Raw genomic sequence first — 20,281 nt, 5'->3', positions numbered from 1 at the left:
CGAAATGACTGCACGGAACATCATCGGATCGCTTGAAAAATTGATCAAGCTTCATATAAGCTTCAATCAATTGGCGATAAGAAAAACGGCCATTTTGAAAGCAAATGATACCGAGGCGATTACTGCCCTGCTGATTTCGGAACAAAAGCATATTAAAGCGATCAGTCAGACGGATAAGGAGAGAGAAAGGGCAGTCGAGGAGTTTCTTGCAGCCAATGGAACGGCGGGACAGCCTGCCACCATCCAGACCGTGACGGAACTGACAGGACCAGAAGAAACGGAAGTCCTTGAAATGCTAAAAGCGGCATTGATCGATGAAGTGGCAAAGCTGAAGGAGCGGAACGGTTTAAATCAGCAATTGATCTATCAGTCCCTTCAATTCATCAATGTCTCTTTGGATATGCTGAGACCTCAGCACCAGAACCTGAATTATGGGGATTCGATTGGGAAAACGACGAAAATCGGCATGGGAATGTTTGATTCCAAAGCATAAGAAGCAGAAAAAAGATGGAGGTGCGAGCAATTGATTTCAACCTTTATGGGTCTTGAGACCGCCAAACGCGGATTATCCACCTCTCAAGGGGCCTTGTATACAACAGGAAATAACGTGGCCAATGCCAATACTTTAGGATATTCAAGGCAGCGGGTCAACCTGGTCCAGACGTCGGGCTTTCCTACTGTCGGTTTGAACAGCCCGCGCGTTGCCGGCCAAATCGGGACAGGGGTTGCAGCTGAAACGGTTCAACGGATCCGGGACAGTTTCCTGGACGCACAATACAGGACACAAAGTAATAAAATCGGTTATTACGGGGCCATGAGCGAATCCCTGACGAAAATGGAAGGCGTCATGAATGAACCGACCGACAGCGGGTTGGCCGCCACGATGGAGAAGTTCTGGAATTCGCTGCAGGGGCTGACGGCGAATACGGAAAACTCCGGGGCGCGTGAAGTCGTTGCCTCGACGGGCGTCATGGTCGCGGAAACCCTAAACTACTACTATAACTCGCTAACGAACGTTCAAACGGATATCGGAAATCAAATAAACGTCAAAGCGAACGAAATCAATACGCTCATCAGCAGTATTGATCAGCTTAACCAACAGATCAGCAAAGTGGAGCCGCATGGTTATATCTCCAATGACCTTTATGATAAACGTGATGTGCTCGTGGACAATCTCTCACAGCTTGTCAGCATTAAAGTGAATAACGTCATTCCGACGGATTACGGCAGAGCCAGCGATGTAGCCACAGGGCTATACAACATCGAATTGATGCAAGAAGACGGTTCGTCTTTTGTACCGCCCATCAATCTGGTCAGTGTTAACCAAACCGGGATGGTGGGAACTTCGAAAGTTGAAGTTAGCCATGATAAAACGACAGGCATGGTGGACGGATTGAAGTTTGGTTCGAAAACATTGACCGATTACAATTTCTCGGGGGAACTGTCCGGTTTGATCAAAAGCTTCGGCTATAAGAAGGCTGATGGCACGACCGGCGGCGCTTATCCTGATATGCTGAAAAAGCTCGATAATATGACGGCCGCTTTCGTGAATGAGTTCAATGCCATCCATAAACAAGGGTATGCCTTAGGTGATGGCAACACTTCAACTTTGAACTTCTTTGAACTTGAACCTGGTAAGAGTGCCGCCCAAAGCATCAAGGTGAATGGTGAAATCGTTAAGGATCCCACGAAAATTGCCGCAGGCGGAAAAAGCGGAGGGGCATCCGGGGATAATGAAAATGCCAAACTCCTGGCTGACCTGAAAAAGAAGGCGTTCAGTGAATACTCGACTAAAGACCAAAACTCTGACGAATTGACGGGAAGCTTCGACACCTATTATTCCGGTATCATCGGAAAGCTTGGTGTGGATTCCCAAAGCGCCCAAAAGAACCTTTCCAACTCTGTCGTCCTTGCTGCATCGGTTAACCAAAATAGGGATTCCGTCAGTTCCGTATCCCTTGATGAAGAAATGACGGACATGATCAAATTCCAGCAGGCATACAACGCATCTGCAAGGATGATGACGATGCTGGATGAAATGCTGGACAAAATCATAAACGGAATGGGTACAGCAGGCCGATGATAGGAGGGGACGAATATGCGGGTAACGCAATCGATGCTAACCAATAATATGCTGAGCAATTTAAGCAGCAGTTACGAAAAGATGTCCAAGCTGCAAGAACAGGTTTCTTCTCAAAAGAAGTTCTCCAAGCCATCCGATAACCCTGTTGCGGCCATGATGGGAATGGGATACCGGACAAACCTCAATCAAATAGGGCAGTATCAAAGTAACATTGCCGAAGCGACCAATTGGATCGACAGCACGGATGATGCCATTACTGAAAGTGTTTCCGCCATGCATCGGATTCGTGAATTAACCGTTCAAGGCAGCAATGGCACGTATGAAGGGGAACAACTGAAAACCATTACTGAAGAAATTAAACAATTAAAAGAACATCTCATAACTCTTGGCGACACACAGATTGGCGGGAAGTATATTTTCAACGGCCAGGATACGAATGTGAGACCATCGTCCGTTAAAGATGGCAATGGAAATACCGTGTATGGCACAGGGGACATAAACCTTGAAGTGTTTTCCGGGATTTCCCTTAAAATCAATACGGACGGTTCCAAGACTTTTGGTGATGCACTAGCTGCCGGCGGAAGCATCGACCAGACAATCGAGGCACTGGAAAACGGCGGCGACGTGACTGGCACGCTGGAAGGACTTGACGCAACGATAAATACCTTCTTAGGCATGCAGGCACAGGTTGGCGCAAGGCAAAATCGGATTGAGCTGATGACGGACCGTCTCAAGCAGCAGGAGGTATTTGCCACTGAAATCCTTTCGAAAAATGAGGATGTCGATATCGAAAAGGCGATCATGGATTTGACGACCCAGGAAAGTGTCCATAGTGCGGCATTAAGTATCGGCGCAAAAATCATGCAGCCGAGTTTATTGGATTTTCTTCGCTAAGCTATTCTTAAATGGATAGCTTTTTTCTATAAGGAGTGTTGATGATGCAGATTCCGCAAATTAGATTGCAAACCAACCCAATGAAGATTGGAGTGAATATAGATCAGCCTGTGCAGCAAATCGAACAGAAGGCGGCTGTCCAATCCATTCAACAGCCGCAAGCGATCCTGGAGATTCAAACGACCCCAGGCAAGCTGACGATCGATCAGTCACAAGCAAGGGAAGACATGGATTTGAAAAGCCTCTCAAAAAGAGTCGATGAATTTGCGCAGCAGGGATATCAAGGTTGGCTGGCGGGTATGGCAAGACGTGCCCAGCAGGGGACGGAGCTGAGGCATATTGAAAAAGGCGGTAATGCACTCGCTGAACAGGCCAGGCAAAACAGCAAAGGACCTGAGAAGCAGTTCAATCTCGGCTGGATTCCCTCTCCATTCAGCGTGAAGCTTGGCTACCAGCCAGCCGAAGTGAAGATTGAAGCAACCGCCCAAAAACCGATCATTGATGCTCAAATCAATAGGGTGAACCATACATACACACAAGGCAGTGTGAATGTCGAAATTCTACAAAAAAATGCGCTGGATATAGATTTCATCAATTTATATGCGGATGAGATAAGGTAGTGAAAACATAGATGATCCTACAAACAAAATTTCATGGCGAACTCGAATTGGCAGAGAAAGAGATTTATGTATTTGAAAGCGGGATACCAGGATTTTTAGAAGAAAAAAAGTTTTGCTTACTAGCTTTGGATGACACACCCTTTTTTGTCCTGCAATCGATAGAAACAAAAGAGCTTGCCTTCATTGTGACCGATCCTTTTGAAGTGTTTCATGATTACGAAGTGAAGCTTACGGATGAGGTGTTATCTTCTTTACAAATAGAAACGGAACTGGAAGTCATCACTTTCGTCATCTTGACGATCCAGGACCCCTTCAATGAAACGACGGCTAATCTCCAGGCCCCAATCATCATAAACGGCCCAAAAAAAGTCGGAAAGCAATTCATCATGAATGCTAGTGAATACCGTACAAAGCACAAACTTTTTGAACCTCCAGCAGAACAGGAGGGGAAATGATGCTCGTATTGACCAGAAAACCGAATGAAGCGATCATGATTGGCGATGATATCGAAATTACGATCCTGTCCATTGAAGGGGATCAGATCAAACTGGGGATCAATGCCCCGAAAAACGTCGACATCCATAGGAAGGAAATCTACCTGTCCATTCAGCAGGAAAATAGAAAAGCCTCCAAAACAGAAACCAATTTTCTGGAAGGCATAAATGAGTATTTCAAGAAAAAATCGTAAAATCCGCTAAATATGTTTCCAAGCAGGTCGATATTAAGTATACAACGATGGGCAGTGAAATAGGCGGCCGACTTATTCACTGCCCATCGTAAACAACCACATGGACGTGGGGACTTAAGACTCAAGGAGGAAACATAAATGATCATCAATCACAATATCTCAGCTCTAAACACGCACCGTCAATTATCAAGTGCAACGAATGCACAATCAAAATCAATGGAGAAACTAGCTTCAGGCATGCGCATCAACCGTGCAGGTGATGACGCAGCAGGACTAGCCATCTCTGAAAAAATGCGTGGACAAATTCGTGGATTAGACCAAGCGTCCCGTAATGCACAAGATGGTATCTCTATGATCCAAACTGCTGAGGGCGCTCTTGGTGAGACTCACGATATACTTCAACGTATGAAAGAACTTGCTACTCAAGCTTCCAACTCAACTAGTACAGATGAAGACAGAGGACAAATTCAGAAGGAAATGGACGAATTAGCTAAAGAAATCACTCGTATTTCTAAAGATACTGAATTTAACAAACAAAAATTGCTTAACGGTGATAAAGATACTTCTGGAACTGGTACAGCTATTACATTCCAAATCGGTGCTAATACTGGCCAAAAAATCGAATTAGAAATCGGTAACATGAGTGCTGAAAAATTAGGAGTTGGTACTGATGAAATAACTGGCTCTGCTGATCCTGCTGATGATGTTGCAGGTTCAGGTATCGATGTTTCTACAACAGCTAACGCAGGAACTGCTATTGATACAATCGCCGCAGCTATTGACACTGTATCAACAGAACGTTCAAAATTGGGTGCTTACCAAAACCGTTTAGAACATACAATCAACAACTTGAATACATCATCTGAAAACTTAACATCAGCTGAATCTCGTATTAGAGACGTTGATATGGCAAAAGAGATGATGCAACAAACTAAAAACTCTATTTTGCCTCAAGCTTCACAAGCAATGTTGGCTCAAGCAAATTCCGCACCTCAAGGGGTTTTACAACTCCTTAGGTAAATTTGAAGGGCGTTTTATCTAGTAATGGATAAAATTATGACTGGGTGAATTGCTGGAACTTCCTAAAGCTGCATCAACCACAACGTAACTGGAAACGGTAAGCGTGATGGTCTGAAAATGATGTAGATGACATAATGGATAATCAGCAGCCAAGCTCCTTTGAGGAAACTCTGGAGAAGGTTCAACGACTAGGATATACAGTCTAAGGCGAAAGCTATGACAATGAAATCCGTAGGGTGGCAGTAGCCATTCGAAGTGCCCAGCCCCTTATAAGATAAAGGTGAAGATATAGTCTATTCTATGCTCGAAAGACATAGTCGCAAAGCAAGCGAACCAACAACCACAAGGCGTTCTTCAATTATTACGTTAATCTTTACCTGGTTTTCATTCAAAAAAGACTCAAGCTATTTTTATTGAGTCTTCAGTTAGTAGAAAAAAAGGTGTCGGAATGGTCTTATTCCGACACCTTTTTTATTTTTCAGGATTTGATGATTCAATAGAGATGTTCAACATACACATAATCATGCTTGCGGAAGAATCCTTCTTTTGTTCGAGGACGTGTATAGGGTAAAGCCGGTATGATTTCTTTGCCGTAATGGTAGTTTGTAATGGCTGGGGCTGGTGTTTTGTAAGCTACATTTGCTAAAACGGCTTCAGGTTCTCCACCTTTCCGCTAATTCCCACTGGCTTTCTCGTGTGCAGAATTAGCAATACTTGCTTATACTTATCCGTTTTCTTTCTGTAGACTTCATTAAGATTCGATGGAAGATCTGTTCAAAATAGTGTAGGTAAAGGAGCTCTATCTATATGTTAAAACAAAGTTGATTGGAACGGAAGGTACGAGACTCCTGCGGGAATACGCGTCCAAGGGAGACCCCGCAGGCGCAAAGCGCCGAGGAGGCTCACCGGACCGCCCGCGGAAAGCGAGTGCCTGGAGAGGAAATCAACGGTCAAATTTTAAACCTAAAACAACTGTTGACTCCAGATATTTTTCTGGAGTTTTTTTATAGACTCTCTAGTCTGAAGTTGAAACTAAAATCAAATCTTCGCACTAAATATAAAACTCTAAGAACCGATATAAAAAGTAAAGATATCATATTGGGGGCCATTTAGATGCTGGAGAGTTTGTCCACGAATATTCTTTCCTTACAACTTAGAACAGCAATCTCGGAAGGAATCAGTTCTTATTATCAGCGGGAAATGAATACACTTGCCTATTCGGAACAAAGAGTGGAATCTACTGTTGAGCCTTCAAAAGAAAAGGTGCGGGAAATGGTGGATAGTTTGAATACCTTCCTGAATCCGACACATACGGCCGTTCGTTTTGAATATCATGAGAAGCTGAATGAGTATTATGTCAAGGTAGTGGATGACGTGACGGATGAGACGATCAGGGAAATTCCCCCGAAGAAGTTATTGGACTTCTATGCGGCAATGACGGAGTTTGTCGGCATAATGGTGGATGAAAAAATATAAGCGGGTGATCAATTTTGGTACGAATCAGTGGTTTAGCAAGCGGGATGGACATTGATGAATTAGTTAAGAGCATGATGCAGGCAGAACGGGTGCCGTTGGATAAACTGACACAGAAAAAGCAGTATTCCGAGTGGCAGCGGGATGATTACCGTTCGATGAATACAGCTCTATCAGAATTGGATACGCTCATTCGTGATGGAATTGGAAGGCAGTCTTCCTTCATTAAAAAGAAGGTGACGGTATCGAATCCAGATGCTGTATCAGTGAAAAATGTGAATTCGACCAGTGATTTTTCCGGGAATATAAAAGTGAATGGGCTTGCCAAGGCAGCAACCATGACAAGTACGGAAAAATCAGCTGTTACCGACCCGAAAAAGAAATTATCGGAATTGGGTATCACGACTCCCCAAGATATTACGATACTGGCCATCAATAAGGATGGCGGTTTTGATACGGAAGTAAAAGATGGAGCAACAGTGGAAAAACCGTATACACTTACCCTTAATGCGGACGATACGTTAGAAAGTGTCATAAATAAAATTAATGCTAACTCGGGAGTGACTCTATTTTTCGATGAGACGTCCCAGAAATTTTCCATCACTGCTAAAAATACTGGTGATGCAAAAGATCGGCCTGAAATTGAGTTAGGGGGTACTGGAGATTTCTTCAATGTGCTAAAAATGAGCAGTAACAATGAAGGAGCTGGCGGCACAATAGGGGAAAATGCATCGATTACCTATAATGGCCTGGACATTTCCCGGCCTTCGAATACGTTTCAGATTAATGGAGCGGAAATAACGGTAAAGCAAAAAACGACGGATACAGTCACATTCTCATCAACAGCTGATGTCGATGCTATCCTGGACACGATCACTCAGTTTGTGAATAAATACAATGAAGTCATTAAAAAGGTCCAAGATAAAACGGGTGAAGCGAAATATCGCTCCTTTACCCCGCTTACCTCTGAACAAAAAAAGGCAATGACAGAGGATGAAGTGAAGCTGTGGGAAGAAAAAGCGAAGAGCGGAACGTTAAAAAGCGATTCGACCTTAAAAAGTCTCCTGACCACAATGAGGTCATCCCTATACACTTCGGTGGATGGAATCACTGGAAAAAACAATCTCAGCAGTTTGGGAATCACCACCACCAAGAATTATTTGGAAGGCGGTAAATTAACGATTGATGAGGACAAGCTCCGGGCAGCCATTAGTGAGGATCCGAATGCAATCTATGATATGTTCATGGCCAATGGGGCGGAAAAGAGCGGCAAAGGACTCGCACGCCGGTTAAGGGATGATATAGAATCATCCATGAAGGCGATTACTGAAAAAGCCGGGAAGGCCGGATATGTTAATAACAATTTTACAATCGGAAAATTGGTTGATGGGCTGGATAAGAAGATTTCAACATTTGAAGCCAAGTTAACGAAATTGGAATCGCGCTATTACAACCAGTTCACGGCGATGGAAAAAGCGATTCAAAAGGCAAACAGCCAAAGTGCATCGTTAGCTTCTTATTTTAGTTAAGGTATGTCGGAAAGGAAGTTCAATATGGCAATGAATAATCCATATCAATCGTATCAGCAAAATTCAGTCAATACAGCATCACCGGGAGAGCTTACATTAATGCTTTATAATGGCTGTTTGAAGTTCATCATGCTTGGGAAGAAAGCCATTGAAGCAGGAAATATCGAGGTGAAGAATACGAATATCATCAAGGCGCAAACTATTATCCGTGAATTGATGGTGACGCTGAATATGGATGCGGATGTATCCAAAGATATGATGAGTTTGTATGATTTCATGAACCGGCGTCTGATCGAAGCGAATCTGAAAAATGACGTTTCTGCTTTGGAAGAAGTGGAAGGACTTGTTACGGAGTTCCGGAATACGTGGAAGGAAGTAATCCAGATCAACCGGAAAAAACAATTCACCCAAAGCGGTCAAGTGTAATGGTGATTAGAGCCTTTCATGATTTGACTGCTGAATTACTTGCCGTACTGGAAGATCGCACGATTACAGAGCGTGATGTTAAAATAGAAAGGGTTACAAAGCTGATTGATCAGCGGGATGGACTCCTTTCCCAAATCAAACCTCCTTTTACTGCTGAAGAGCAGCAGCTGGGACGTGCAGTTCTGTTGCTCAACCAACAGGTCGATCACTTGCTGAAGCTCCAAAAGCAGGAGATACAGCGAGATATCCAGGAAATAAATAAGAAGAAAAAATCTTCCAATAAATACACGAATCCGTATGAAAGTCTATCAGTGGATGGCGTGTTCTATGATAAAAGAAATTGATTTCCTTACCTTTTGGAGTCCATACGGTTTTTATGTTAAATATTTTTAAATTTTCTGTAAATAAAATAGGCTTAATTTTTTCTTTCTAGCATAGCATTTGATATAATGAAGCTAGGGCAGACATCAACCCTTTCCAAACCTTCCGACAATTGTTTCATTATTTCGACATATTTCATGATGTGTTTCTAAAAGGAACCGGAGGGGTATTGTAGAATCTAACTGTATAGTCTTAATTTAAGGAGGACTCACTTTATGAATTACAACGTACGCGGTGAAAACATTGAGGTAACTCCAGCAATTCGAGAATACGTCGAAAAGAAAATTGGCAAGTTAGAACGATATTTTAACAATACACCAGATGCAAATGTGTTAGTCAATTTAAAAGTGAACAATAATACATCAAAGGTCGAAGTGACGATTCCCATGCAGAATTTGGTTCTTCGCGCTGAAGAGGAAAATGCGGATATGTATGCTGCCATTGACTTGATCAATGATAAGCTTGAACGCCAAATTCGTAAACATAAAACGAAGGTCAATCGCAAGTTCCGAAACAATCTATCGACTACACCCGATGCATTCGCCTTCAATACGGAAGCTGACGAAGTGGTGGATGAATTCGAAGACGATAATGATATTGAAGTGGTCCGCAATAAACGCTTTGATTTAAAGCCAATGGACAGTGAAGAAGCGATTTTACAAATGAATATGCTTGGTCACAGTTTCTTCGTTTACACGAATGCGGATACTAATACAACAAACGTAGTGTACCGCCGAAAAGATGGACGCTATGGATTGATTGAACCTAGTTAATTATTATTCTAAGATCAAAAGCACAGCCCAGCCTCTGGGTTGTGCTTTTTGCATGTTGATAGAATCCGTTTGAAACGTAAAAAATGATTGCTTCTTTTGTTCTCTAAAACACACGAAAGTTCACTTAAGAGAGCACTATTTGTTCTTCATTAAGATAAATAGTTAATTTTACCTATTCAAATACCCCTATCTTTTGCACTATACTCGAATTGTTGGTTCTTTAAAGAGAACAATAAGTTATTTATAAAAAAACAATTTGATCAAGGTGCAGAGGGGGTTGGATTATTTGTATCGAAAGAATTGCCATACATGCCATAGGGCTTCTTTTAGCAGTGCGGAATATGGAAAGTGGCTTTGCCCGACCTGCGGTGAGGATTTAACTGCGCAAAAAGCCCACGATGCACATACAATCGAGAGAATCAATACACCCCAACGAAATTTTAAGCAGAGTAATATTTACTATTATACAAGAAAACGAAGTTGAATTAGTCTATGAAAAATCACCTGAACTTCGAATTTTCTTAATATTGTAATATTTTGTCGGATAAAAGTTTTTGCATTTATGTGGATTACCGACATAAAATAGCAATATATGGAGTACGTATCCGTTATAATATGATTATAGGTAGTGTATTTGGTAATAAATACCACGACAAAGGCAAACTCCTTGAAAAATGAGGGCGCAAAGGCACAGGTCTAAGGTCCTTTGACTATGATGGCTGGTCTGCCTGAAATACAAGAGTATTTTAGGAGGTAGAAGAGGTGGCTAATGTGGAAATGGATCAAGAATGGGTGAAATTGATTTCAGAAGCAAGAAGCTTGGGTTTCAAAAAAGAGGAAATCATTGCTTTTTTTAAACGGGAAAGCCTTGAGGCAACATTTGAGGAGAACGATGGAAAATAGGTTCCGAACAAATTCGAGAACATCCCTATAAACAGTGGTTCGATTCATAGCTGTTTATAGGGTTTATTCTTCCTTGAGATTCTTGTGAGTATAGCTTTTTCAAACTGTATTCTTCAAATTATGTAAGTAAACTAGTGCACTACCACTCTACTCTTCTTTATCTTTTCTCCATTTATTAAACTCGATGAATTCCCTGAATTGTTGTTTTGAGACACCCGAATTCATGGCTTCCTCAACGATTTTCATCCAGTCATTGTCCAAGGTTTCCTTATTTGGTGCATCGTAAAGCAGGGCATCAACAGGGATGTTAAGTACGGAGGAGATTTTTTCAAGAAATTGAATAGAAGGATTCGTTTGTAAGTTCCGCTCGAGCGAACTTAAATAAGACTTTGCAACACCCGCTTTATCGGCAAGTTCAGTCATCGACATTTTCTTTTCTTCTCGCAGTTTTTTTACACGTTCACCAATCATCAATACCACCTCGAAACATGTTCTATTTATCTTCCGCTAATAAGTTTCGGCAGCCCACCTTATCATTCAAAACATGACGCCTGTAAGGTTGGATTACCATGACATGCTATCTCTAGAGAGGACACAGCATCTAGTGATGGAAGGTTATGGATAATTCACATTTGCTTATGGAATAGTGGGGAGTTTGCAACATATTTTTTATACTTCCTCCTATTTTAACAGTTTTACTCCTCATTTATCCATTGTTTTTCGCAAGAATTGCATTCAGGTCTATACCAGGGAAGTGACATGAAGTTGTACCTCTATGACAGAAGTGGTAAAATTAAGCGTGCATTAGTAATAATAGAAGGTGTGTTTCTTCTTACTTATATGAATTTTGTCATTGAACGATCATTACCATAATAGAGGAGCGTTATTGAATGCTTAATATATTAAATAAAGTTTTTGATCCGAATAAGCGAGAAATCAAACGTTTAGAAAAAATCGCCGATCAGGTCGAAGCGCTGGCTGATGAGACTGCTGCGCTATCGGATGAACAGTTGCGTTCCAAAACGGATGAGTTTAAAGAGCGTTATCAAAATGGGGAAACCGTTGATGATTTGCTTGTAGAGGCTTTTGCGGTTGCGCGTGAAGGGGCAAAGCGTGCTCTGGGCTTATATCCTTACCGTGTTCAGATCATGGGTGGGGCATCCCTTCATGATGGAAATATCTCCGAGATGAAAACAGGGGAAGGTAAAACCTTAACATCCACGATGCCGGTTTATTTAAACTCGCTTACCGGTAAAGGTGTACATGTCGTTACTGTCAATGAATACTTGGCACACCGTGATGCCACCGAAATGGGTGTATTGTATGATTTCCTCGGTTTGACCGTCGGGTTGAATTTGAACAGTCATTCTAAAGAAGAAAAGCAGGCAGCGTATAATGCCGACATTACGTACAGTACGAATAATGAGTTAGGTTTTGATTATCTTCGTGACAATATGGTGTTATATAAAGAACAAATGGTACAGCGTCCGCTGCACTTCGCTGTCATCGATGAGGTCGATTCGATTTTGATTGATGAGGCGAGAACGCCATTGATCATTTCCGGTTCGGCACAGAAATCGGCTCAGCTTTATATCCAGGCCAATGCGTTTGTAAGAACCTTAAAGAAAGATACGGACTACACATATGATGAGAAGACAAAAGGTGTTCAGCTGACGGAAGATGGGATGAATCGAGCTGAAAAAGCGTTTAATATCGATAATTTATTCGATATTAGTCACGTTACTTTGAATCATCATATCAATCAGGCTTTAAAGGCTCATGTTTCCATGCATTTGGATGTGGATTATGTCGTCCAGGAAGGCGAGATAGTCATTGTTGACCAATTCACTGGCCGTTTAATGAAAGGCCGCCGTTACAGTGAAGGTCTCCACCAGGCGATCGAAGCGAAAGAAGGACTTGAAATCCAAAATGAAAGCATGACTCTTGCGACGATTACATTCCAGAACTATTTCAGGATGTATGAAAAACTTTCAGGTATGACCGGTACAGCCAAAACGGAAGAAGAGGAATTCCGCAATATTTATAATATGAATGTCATAGCGATCCCGACAAACAGGAATATCATCAGGGATGACAGGGCAGATCTTATATATGCGACAACTGATGGGAAATTCAAGGCTGTTGTGGAAGACATCGCCGAACGTTATACAAAGGGTCAGCCTGTGCTTGTCGGTACGGTTGCCATCGAAACATCTGAGGTCATATCTGCCTATTTATCCAAAAAAGGAATCCCTCACGATGTGTTGAATGCCAAGAACCATGAGCGTGAAGCGGAAATCATTGCGAATGCAGGTAATCAAGGCTCAGTAACGATCGCTACGAACATGGCAGGGCGCGGTACGGATATCAAGCTTGGTGAAGGTGTCAAGGAGCTCGGGGGCCTTGCTGTCATCGGCACGGAACGTCATGAAAGCAGGCGTATAGATAACCAGCTGCGTGGCCGGTCCGGCCGTCAGGGAGATCCAGGGGTCACTCAATTCTATTTATCAATGGAAGATGAATTGATGCGCCGCTTCGGTTCGGATAACATGAAAAACATGATGGCACGCCTAGGTATGGATGATTCCCAGCCAATTCAAAGTAAAATGGTGACAAGGGCCGTTGAATCCGCACAGAAACGGGTCGAAGGCAATAACTTCGATTCACGTAAGCAATTACTGCAGTATGATGATGTTCTCCGTCAACAACGGGAAATTATCTATAAACAGCGTTTCGATGTCATGGAAAGTGAAAACTTACGTGAAATCGTCGAAACGATGATCACGGCATCCATCCAGCGAAATGTTGTCGCGTTTGCACCAATGGGCGATGAGGAAGGCTGGAATTTACAAGGCCTTGTCGATTACCTGAATGGTAACCTATTCAATGAAGGTTCAATCACTGTGGCTGATTTGGAAGGGAAAAACGAATCGGAATTGGTTGAGTTCATTTTAGCCAAAGTGAAAGAAGGCTATGACCAAAAAGAAGAAGAGCTATCTGAAGAACAAATGCGTGAATTCGAAAAAGTAATCGTTCTTCGTGCAGTCGATAGTAAGTGGATGGACCATATTGATGCAATGGAGCAGCTTCGCCAAGGGATCCACCTTCGTGCTTATGGCCAGATTGATCCTTTACGTGAATATCAATCTGAAGGTTTTGCGATGTTTGAAGCCATGATTGCTTCAATGGAAGATGAAGTCGCGAAATACATCATGAAGGCTGAAATCCGCAACAATTTGGAACGCACGGAAGTCATAAAAGGACAAGCGGTCAATCCGAAGGAAGAAGACGGGGGAAAAGTGAAAAAAGCCCCTGCCCGTAAAAAGGAAGACGTTGGCAGAAACGCGTTATGCCCATGCGGCAGCGGTAAAAAATATAAGAATTGCCATGGCAATTTAGGCTAAAGTTAGGTGTATAATGAAGATGAGACGGTTAAGTCCAAGGCTAGCCGCCTCTTTTCATGTTTAGTTTGCATATAGTTTGAAGAGGTTTATTTGTAATGAAGGGAATCCCTCTTCAGGGATTTTTTTTAACATACTTAATGAGGTGAAGAGAAATGGAATTAGCAGAAATAAGAAATGAACTTGAACGGACAGCGCAACGATTAACGGACTTTAGGGGGTCTCTTTGACTTAGATGAAAAAGAGGCACGAATCGCACAGCTGGAAAATGAGATGACACATCCCGATTTTTGGAATGATCAGCAAAAAGCACAAACTGTCATCAATGAAACGAATGCTTTGAAAGAACAAGTCAATCAATTGTCCGACCTGAATGAATCATATGAAAATCTTGATTTGACATATGAATTAGTGAAAGAGGAGAATGATCAAGAACTTTTAGCGGAGCTGGAAGAAGAAATCACGGTTCTTGCACAAAAGATGAATGACTTTGAACTTCAACTTTTATTAAGTGAAGAATATGACTCAAAAAATGCCATTCTTGAACTGCATCCTGGTGCAGGCGGTACGGAGTCCCAGGATTGGGGTTCCATGCTGTTGCGCATGTATACAAGATGGGGTGAAAAAAGAGGCTTTAAAGTGGAAACCCTTGATTACCTTCCAGGTGATGAAGCTGGGATCAAGAGTGTCACTTTAATTTTCAAAGGCCATAACGCCTATGGTTATTTGAAAGCGGAAAAAGGGGTACACCGTCTTGTCCGTATTTCTCCTTTCGATTCCTCAGGACGACGCCACACTTCATTCGTTTCATGTGAAGTCATGCCGGAATTCGATGAGACGATCAATATAGAAGTACGCACGGAAGATTTGAAAATCGATACGTACCGGGCAAGTGGTGCAGGTGGTCAGCATATAAATACAACGGACTCAGCGGTCCGGATCACCCATTTACCTACGAACACCGTGGTAACGTGCCAAAACGAGAGATCTCAAATCAAAAATAAGGCCCAGGCCATGAATATGCTGAAAGCCAAATTGTATCAACGTGAAATTGAACAGCAACAAGCGGAATTGGATGAAATCCGCGGGGAGCAAAAGGAAATTGGCTGGGGAAGCCAAATTCGTTCTTATGTTTTCCATCCGTATTCCATGGTTAAAGATCACCGTACCAGTGCGGAGACCGGAAACTTGGGAGCTGTCATGGATGGGGATATCGATATGTTCATTGATGCGTACTTGCGCTCAAAATTATAAGATCAGCCAGTCGGACCGGTTTCCCCGGTCCGGCTTTTTTTATGATTTCCTTTTTAACGAATCTTCTGGCTGACATTTACAGGATTGAAAAGGGATGCTCTATCTCGTTCGGCCAATACTAGATAATAATGATGGTTCGAGGAGACTTATGCAAAATGAAGAGAAGATACCGGGAGCAGAGGCACCCTTTCATTCAAAAGTTAACGGAGTATGGATTGGTGATTGTCGGTTCGTCCATAATTGCCATTGGTTTTAATGTGTTTTTACTGCCTAACCAGGTCGCATCCGGAGGGGTCAGCGGGATTAGCACGATTCTCGATTCAACTCTCGGTTGGGAGCCGGCTTATGTTCTTTGGGGTTTTAATATCCCTTTGTTTATTGCGGGGCTTATTGTCCTCGGAAGGCATTTCGGAGCGAAAAGCCTGATTGGAACCCTGTTTCTGCCTTTAGTGGTATTTCTGACAAAGGATTGGGAGGCATGGACGAATGATGCATTGCTTGGTTCGATTTGCGGGGGGATGATGGTCGGGCTTGGGCTGGGAATCGTCTTTCGCGGCAAGGGTTCCACAGGGGGGACCGATTTGGCGGCACAGATTTTCCATAAGTATACCCATCTGTCATTGGGGACCTGTGTGGCTGTCATTGATGGAATCATCGTTTTAAGTGCTGCCATCGTTTTTGATATTGAAAAAGGCCTTTATGCATTGATTGGACTATATGTGACAAGCAAGACGATCGACCTCGTCCAGATTGGATTGAACCGTTCGAAGATGTCACTGATCATCACGAATAAAGAAATGGAAGTAAGGGATGCTATCATACATGAGCTGGACCGGGGTGTAACAGGCATCTCCGGGTATGGCGGCTATACGGATGATACTCGTCCAATTTTGATGTGTGTAATAGACCAGTCGGAATTCACCAAATTGAAACAATTGGTGAAACTCGTTGACCCTAAAGCGTTTGTAATTGTAATGGACGCATCGGAGGTACTTGGGGAGGGTTTTAAACTGGATTGAAATTGGTATAATGTTCTTGTGCTGGTATAAATCAGAGGGGGTAAGTTCAATGAAAATGAAGTGGTTAGCTTTAGTTCTGGGTACTTCTTTGGCCTTGGCTGCATGCGGTGGGAACGATGATGCTGCAGATAAAGAGCCTGCAAGTGAAAATAACGAAACGACTACGGCAGGTGCCGGTGATGCCGCAAAAATTTATGAAAACAAATGTTCAAGCTGCCATGCAGTGAATCTTGAAGGCGGCGTGGGACCGAACTTGACGAAGGTAGGCTCCAAGCTATCAAAAGAAGACATTGAAAAAGTCATTGCCAATGGTCAAGGCGGAATGCCAAAAGGTATAATCAAGGGCAAGGAAGCGAGCATGGTCGCTGAATGGCTTGCTGAACATAAATAATGATTAATGAAACGTTCTGCTTAGCGGGACGTTTCATTTAACCTCCATTAAACCCTCGAAACAACTCACGATCAACCCCTTACCAAGCAATCAAAATCCTGGAATTATTACATAGATGTTGATATATGTCTAACTGAAATGAAACTGTAATATTTTTTATGCTTAATTTGACAAAATATGATGTTATAATGTTTCTGTGCTCAAGTAAGAGAGATTCCTGTCAGATTTCAGTGAAAATTGTCGAAAAGCTGTAGATACATAGTGATAATCCAAGCAAATTAGGTGGTTTTAGAATGATAGAAATGATAGATGTGAAAAAGACATATCCAAATGGCGTAATTGCCATTAATGGTATCAATGTGAAAATAAAGCCAGGCGAATTCGTTTATGTAGTGGGTCCGAGCGGTGCCGGAAAATCGACCTTCATCAAAATGATGTATAGGGAAGAAAAGCCTACAAGCGGTAATATCTTGGTGAATGGAGTAAGCCTGCCAAGTATCCGCAATTCGAAAGTTCCTCTATTCCGCCGTAATATCGGTATGGTATTCCAAGATTTTAAACTCCTTCAAACATTCACTGCATATGAAAATGTTGCTTTTGCCATGGAAGTTATTGAAAAGGACCCAGAAGAAATCAAAAAGAGAGTCATGGAAGTCCTTGATCTGGTTGGCATTAAACATAAAGCGAGAATGCTTCCTTCCGAGTTATCTGGTGGGGAACAGCAAAGGGTTGCAATAGCCCGTTCGATCGTCAATGATCCCAAGGTAGTCATAGCCGACGAGCCTACAGGTAATCTTGATCCCGAAACATCATGGGAAATCATGAACATATTCGAAGAAATTAATAAACGCGGAACTACACTTGTCATGGCCACACATAATAGGGACATCGTCAACAATATTAAACGACGTGTCATTGCCATTGAAAGTGGAAAAATAGTTCGCGATGAACATCGAGGTGATTACGGATATGAAATTTAGAACATTGCTCCGTCACTTCCGTGAAAGTTTTAAAAATATTGGCCGTAATGGATGGATGACGTTTGCTTCAGTCAGTGCAGTAACGGTCACTCTAACTTTGGTTGGCGTCTTTTTAGTGCTCATGATGAATTTAAATCATATCGCGGGAAATGTGGAGAAAGATGTCGAAGTTCGTGCACATATTGATAATGCGGCGAATGATGACGATATAAAAGCTATAGGTAAGCAAATTACGGAGATAAACGGCATCGAATCAGTGATTTTCTCTCCAAAAGATGAAGAGCTTACTAATTTAATAGATGATCTAGGAGATAATGGTGAGGCTTTTAAACCATTTGAACAGGATAACCCATTAAGGGACGTTTATGTTATCAAAACGAAATCTCCGCAAGATGTCATCAAGGTGGCAAAAAAGATCGAAGGTATGGAATATATCCAAAGTGTTAAATATGGACAAGGGTACGTCGAGAAACTATTCAGCTTTGTTAATATTGCTAGAAACATAGGGATCGTTCTTATTGTAGGCTTACTATTTACTGCAATGTTCCTGATTTCGAATACGATTAAAATTACCATTGTAGCCAGAAGAAAAGAAATTGAGATCATGAGATTGGTAGGAGCGACGAATACATTCATCCGTTGGCCATTCTTCTTGGAAGGACTTTGGTTGGGAGTCCTCGGTTCAATCATTCCGATAGGTCTGATTGCAGTACTCTACTATAATCTTTATAAATATGCAGCACCGCAGATTACGTTCAAATTCATAGATTTCTTGCCTGCAAATCCGTTTATTTATCAAGTATCGGCCATCCTCATCGTAATTGGTGCGGTTATCGGAATATGGGGCAGCTTGATGTCCGTCAGGAAGTTCTTGAAAGTATAAAATTGTATCTTTACTCGAAAGCCAAAAGTAGCCAGACATAAATAGAGAGACGTTACAAGGCAAGGATGTAACGGGTTGAAAGGGGAAATGAAACGTGAAAAAAAATATCATTGCCATGAATGCCTCCATCATGATCGGGTTGGGAAGCATTCTAGCGGCACCTTCGGTTTATGCTGAGTCTATTTCGGATTTAGAAAAACAGAAAGAATCCATCCAGGAAAAACGTTCAGGTGTTGAATCGAATATTTCCGACACGGAAAAGAAAATCGATAGCCTGCAGGATAAACAAATGACAGCAGAAGACCAAATCGCTGCCATTGAAGCGAAAATCGCAGAGTCCGCAAAAAAAATCGATGCTAAAAATGCCGAAATTACACAAACGAAAAAAGAAATCGAGGCATTGAAAGAAGAGATTAAAGTATTAAAAGAGCGGATCGCCAAACGTAATGAAGTATTGAAGGAAAGGGCACTCTCTTTCCAGGAGACTGGGGGGGACGTGAACTACCTTGAAGTATTATTCGGATCATCCAGTTTTGGGGATTTAGTTGACCGTGTCGGAGCTGTAGCGACAATCGCTGAAGCCGACCGCGATATTTTAAAGCAGCATGAGCTGGATAAAAAGGATCTGGAAGAAAAGCAAAAAGCTGTTGAAACGAAGCTTGCCAGTTTAGAAGTGGCAAAAGCTGAACTATTGGAAATTCAAAAGCAACAAAAACAGCAGAAGCAAGAAAAGGATGCATTGGTTAAAAAATTAAAGCAACAAACCGAAAAGCATGAACATGAGAAGATGGGTCTAGAGGAAGAAAAAGCGAATCTTGCCGCTCAAGAAAAAGCCATCAAATCAGCCATAAGCTTAGAACATCAACGTCTTGCCGAATTGGAAGCAGCTCGTAAAAAAGCGGCAGCCGAAGCGAAAAAACGTGCAGAGCAAGAAGCGGCACAAGCGGCTGCACAAGCAGCATCACAAGCAGCATCACAAGCATCTGAATCAAAAAAACAATCCACTTCTTCAGGATATAGTGCAAAAAGCAACAGTTCATCATCATCTTCACCGGCTTCGTCTAATGTAAGTCAAGCGCCAGCCGTATCATCGGGTACTTTCACTAGACCTAGTGCAGGATATGTATCTTCAACAATGGGTGAACGTTGGAATAAACAGCATGCCGGCATCGATATCGCTGCTAGCGGAACGGTTCCAATTGTAGCTGCAGCCGACGGAGTCGTAAGCCGTTCTTACTTCTCAAGTTCATACGGTAACGTCATCTTCGTTACCCATTCGATCGGCGGTCAGCAATGGACTACTGTGTATGCACACTTAAGTTCTAGACAAGCAAGCGAAGGTGCTGTAGTTGCCAAAGGTCAACAAATTGGCATCATGGGTAACACAGGACATTCATATGGTCAGCATTTACACTTTGAACTACATAAAGGACCATGGAATTATAGCAAGTCAAATGCTGTTAATCCATTAAACTATATACCTAATTAATACCCAATATATCAAACGAAAAACAGACCAGGATAAATTCCTGGTCTGTTTTTTTATGTGGTTTTCTATAAGCA

Annotated in this window: 21 protein-coding genes, 1 pseudogene and 1 riboswitch; of the genes and pseudogenes, 20 read left to right on the top strand and 2 right to left on the bottom strand. The window is 42.2% G+C overall.

Annotated features, from left to right (window positions below; genetic code table 11):
- The first annotated feature begins 4 nt into the window (after positions 1-4).
- The 7 genes from ACZ9AO_RS22265 (at position 5) to hag (ending at position 5,305) form a co-directional block, all read left to right on the top strand.
- On the top strand, positions 5-493 hold the full coding sequence (locus ACZ9AO_RS22265; RefSeq protein WP_251540578.1) for a flagellar protein FlgN: 489 nt from the start codon (positions 5-7) through the stop codon (positions 491-493).
- 30 nt (positions 494-523) lie between these two features.
- Positions 524-2,083 (top strand): flagellar hook-associated protein FlgK, encoded by a 1,560-nt coding sequence (flgK, locus tag ACZ9AO_RS22260; RefSeq protein ID WP_476110506.1) that lies wholly within the window; start codon positions 524-526, stop codon positions 2,081-2,083.
- A gap of 15 nt (positions 2,084-2,098) precedes the next feature.
- Positions 2,099-2,977, top strand: a complete 879-nt coding sequence (gene flgL / locus ACZ9AO_RS22255; RefSeq protein WP_476110504.1) for a flagellar hook-associated protein FlgL — start codon at positions 2,099-2,101, stop codon at positions 2,975-2,977.
- Between the two features lie 44 nt (positions 2,978-3,021).
- Complete coding sequence (locus tag ACZ9AO_RS22250; RefSeq protein ID WP_476110502.1) at positions 3,022-3,597, top strand: DUF6470 family protein; 576 nt, start codon at positions 3,022-3,024, stop codon at positions 3,595-3,597.
- Positions 3,598-3,608: 11 nt separating this feature from the next.
- Positions 3,609-4,052, top strand: coding sequence for a flagellar assembly protein FliW (gene fliW, locus ACZ9AO_RS22245; protein WP_258832440.1), 444 nt, complete (start codon positions 3,609-3,611; stop codon positions 4,050-4,052).
- The gene (gene csrA / locus ACZ9AO_RS22240; RefSeq protein WP_063595761.1) at positions 4,052-4,285 is read left to right on the top strand and encodes a carbon storage regulator CsrA; all 234 of its coding nucleotides are present in this window, start codon (positions 4,052-4,054) and stop codon (positions 4,283-4,285) included. The genes fliW and csrA overlap by 1 nt, the downstream gene beginning before the upstream one ends.
- A 138-nt stretch (positions 4,286-4,423) precedes the next feature.
- A complete protein-coding gene (hag, locus tag ACZ9AO_RS22235) occupies positions 4,424-5,305 on the top strand; it encodes a flagellin Hag (protein ID WP_476110499.1) in 882 nt (293 codons plus the stop codon).
- A gap of 502 nt (positions 5,306-5,807) precedes the next feature.
- Here hag and ACZ9AO_RS22230 read toward each other — a convergent pair.
- Positions 5,808-5,966, bottom strand: a pseudogene (locus tag ACZ9AO_RS22230) (IS5/IS1182 family transposase); the annotation flags it as partial.
- A gap of 452 nt (positions 5,967-6,418) precedes the next feature.
- Here ACZ9AO_RS22230 and flaG point away from each other — a divergent pair.
- From flaG to sinI, 6 genes are all read left to right on the top strand, one after another.
- Positions 6,419-6,781, top strand: a complete 363-nt coding sequence (gene flaG, locus ACZ9AO_RS22225; RefSeq protein WP_476110497.1) for a flagellar protein FlaG — start codon at positions 6,419-6,421, stop codon at positions 6,779-6,781.
- 14 nt (positions 6,782-6,795) lie between these two features.
- Entirely contained in the window at positions 6,796-8,307 is a 1,512-nt protein-coding gene (locus tag ACZ9AO_RS22220) for a flagellar hook-associated protein 2 (RefSeq protein ID WP_476110495.1), read from the top strand.
- A gap of 24 nt (positions 8,308-8,331) precedes the next feature.
- Complete coding sequence (gene fliS, locus ACZ9AO_RS22215) at positions 8,332-8,733, top strand: flagellar export chaperone FliS (protein ID WP_048684011.1); 402 nt, start codon at positions 8,332-8,334, stop codon at positions 8,731-8,733.
- Entirely contained in the window at positions 8,733-9,077 is a 345-nt protein-coding gene (gene fliT / locus ACZ9AO_RS22210) for a flagellar protein FliT (RefSeq protein ID WP_251540555.1), read from the top strand. Before fliS ends, fliT begins: the two co-directional genes overlap by 1 nt.
- 252 nt (positions 9,078-9,329) lie before the next feature.
- A complete protein-coding gene (gene hpf / locus ACZ9AO_RS22205; protein WP_048684017.1) occupies positions 9,330-9,887 on the top strand; it encodes a ribosome hibernation-promoting factor, HPF/YfiA family in 558 nt (185 codons plus the stop codon).
- Positions 9,888-10,534: 647 nt separating this feature from the next.
- Positions 10,535-10,619: riboswitch (cyclic di-GMP riboswitch) on the top strand.
- Between the two features lie 30 nt (positions 10,620-10,649).
- Entirely contained in the window at positions 10,650-10,790 is a 141-nt protein-coding gene (sinI, locus tag ACZ9AO_RS22200; protein WP_251540554.1) for a DNA-binding anti-repressor SinI, read from the top strand.
- Between the two features lie 147 nt (positions 10,791-10,937).
- On the opposite strand, the gene ACZ9AO_RS22195 is transcribed toward sinI, so the two are convergent.
- On the bottom strand, positions 10,938-11,261 hold the full coding sequence (locus ACZ9AO_RS22195) for a helix-turn-helix domain-containing protein (protein ID WP_048684020.1): 324 nt from the start codon (positions 11,259-11,261) through the stop codon (positions 10,938-10,940).
- A 419-nt stretch (positions 11,262-11,680) separates the two neighbouring features.
- On the opposite strand from ACZ9AO_RS22195, the gene secA reads away from it, so the two are divergent.
- The 7 genes from secA to ACZ9AO_RS22160 all read left to right on the top strand — a co-directional run bounded on the left by secA (position 11,681) and on the right by ACZ9AO_RS22160 (position 20,207).
- On the top strand, positions 11,681-14,194 hold the full coding sequence (gene secA / locus ACZ9AO_RS22190) for a preprotein translocase subunit SecA (protein ID WP_251540552.1): 2,514 nt from the start codon (positions 11,681-11,683) through the stop codon (positions 14,192-14,194).
- 152 nt (positions 14,195-14,346) lie between these two features.
- A protein-coding gene (gene prfB / locus ACZ9AO_RS22185) for a peptide chain release factor 2 (RefSeq protein ID WP_223255851.1) occupies positions 14,347-15,445 on the top strand; the annotation gives its coding sequence in 2 pieces (ribosomal slippage) (positions 14,347-14,409 and positions 14,411-15,445; 1,098 coding nt in all).
- A 155-nt stretch (positions 15,446-15,600) separates the two neighbouring features.
- On the top strand, positions 15,601-16,464 hold the full coding sequence (locus tag ACZ9AO_RS22180; RefSeq protein ID WP_202186933.1) for a YitT family protein: 864 nt from the start codon (positions 15,601-15,603) through the stop codon (positions 16,462-16,464).
- 49 nt (positions 16,465-16,513) lie between these two features.
- Positions 16,514-16,855 (top strand): cytochrome c551, encoded by a 342-nt coding sequence (gene cccB / locus ACZ9AO_RS22175; protein WP_048684058.1) that lies wholly within the window; start codon positions 16,514-16,516, stop codon positions 16,853-16,855.
- Between the two features lie 293 nt (positions 16,856-17,148).
- Positions 17,149-17,835 (top strand): cell division ATP-binding protein FtsE, encoded by a 687-nt coding sequence (gene ftsE, locus ACZ9AO_RS22170; RefSeq protein WP_202313686.1) that lies wholly within the window; start codon positions 17,149-17,151, stop codon positions 17,833-17,835.
- Entirely contained in the window at positions 17,825-18,718 is an 894-nt protein-coding gene (ftsX, locus tag ACZ9AO_RS22165) for a permease-like cell division protein FtsX (RefSeq protein ID WP_034309901.1), read from the top strand. Before ftsE ends, ftsX begins: the two co-directional genes overlap by 11 nt.
- 94 nt (positions 18,719-18,812) lie before the next feature.
- A complete protein-coding gene (locus ACZ9AO_RS22160) occupies positions 18,813-20,207 on the top strand; it encodes a murein hydrolase activator EnvC family protein (RefSeq protein ID WP_053536837.1) in 1,395 nt (464 codons plus the stop codon).
- Positions 20,208-20,281 lie beyond the last annotated feature (74 nt).

The sequence above is a fragment of the Peribacillus sp. TE19612 genome (assembly GCF_056279465.1).
This window is presented reverse-complemented; position numbering and strand designations above follow the sequence as displayed.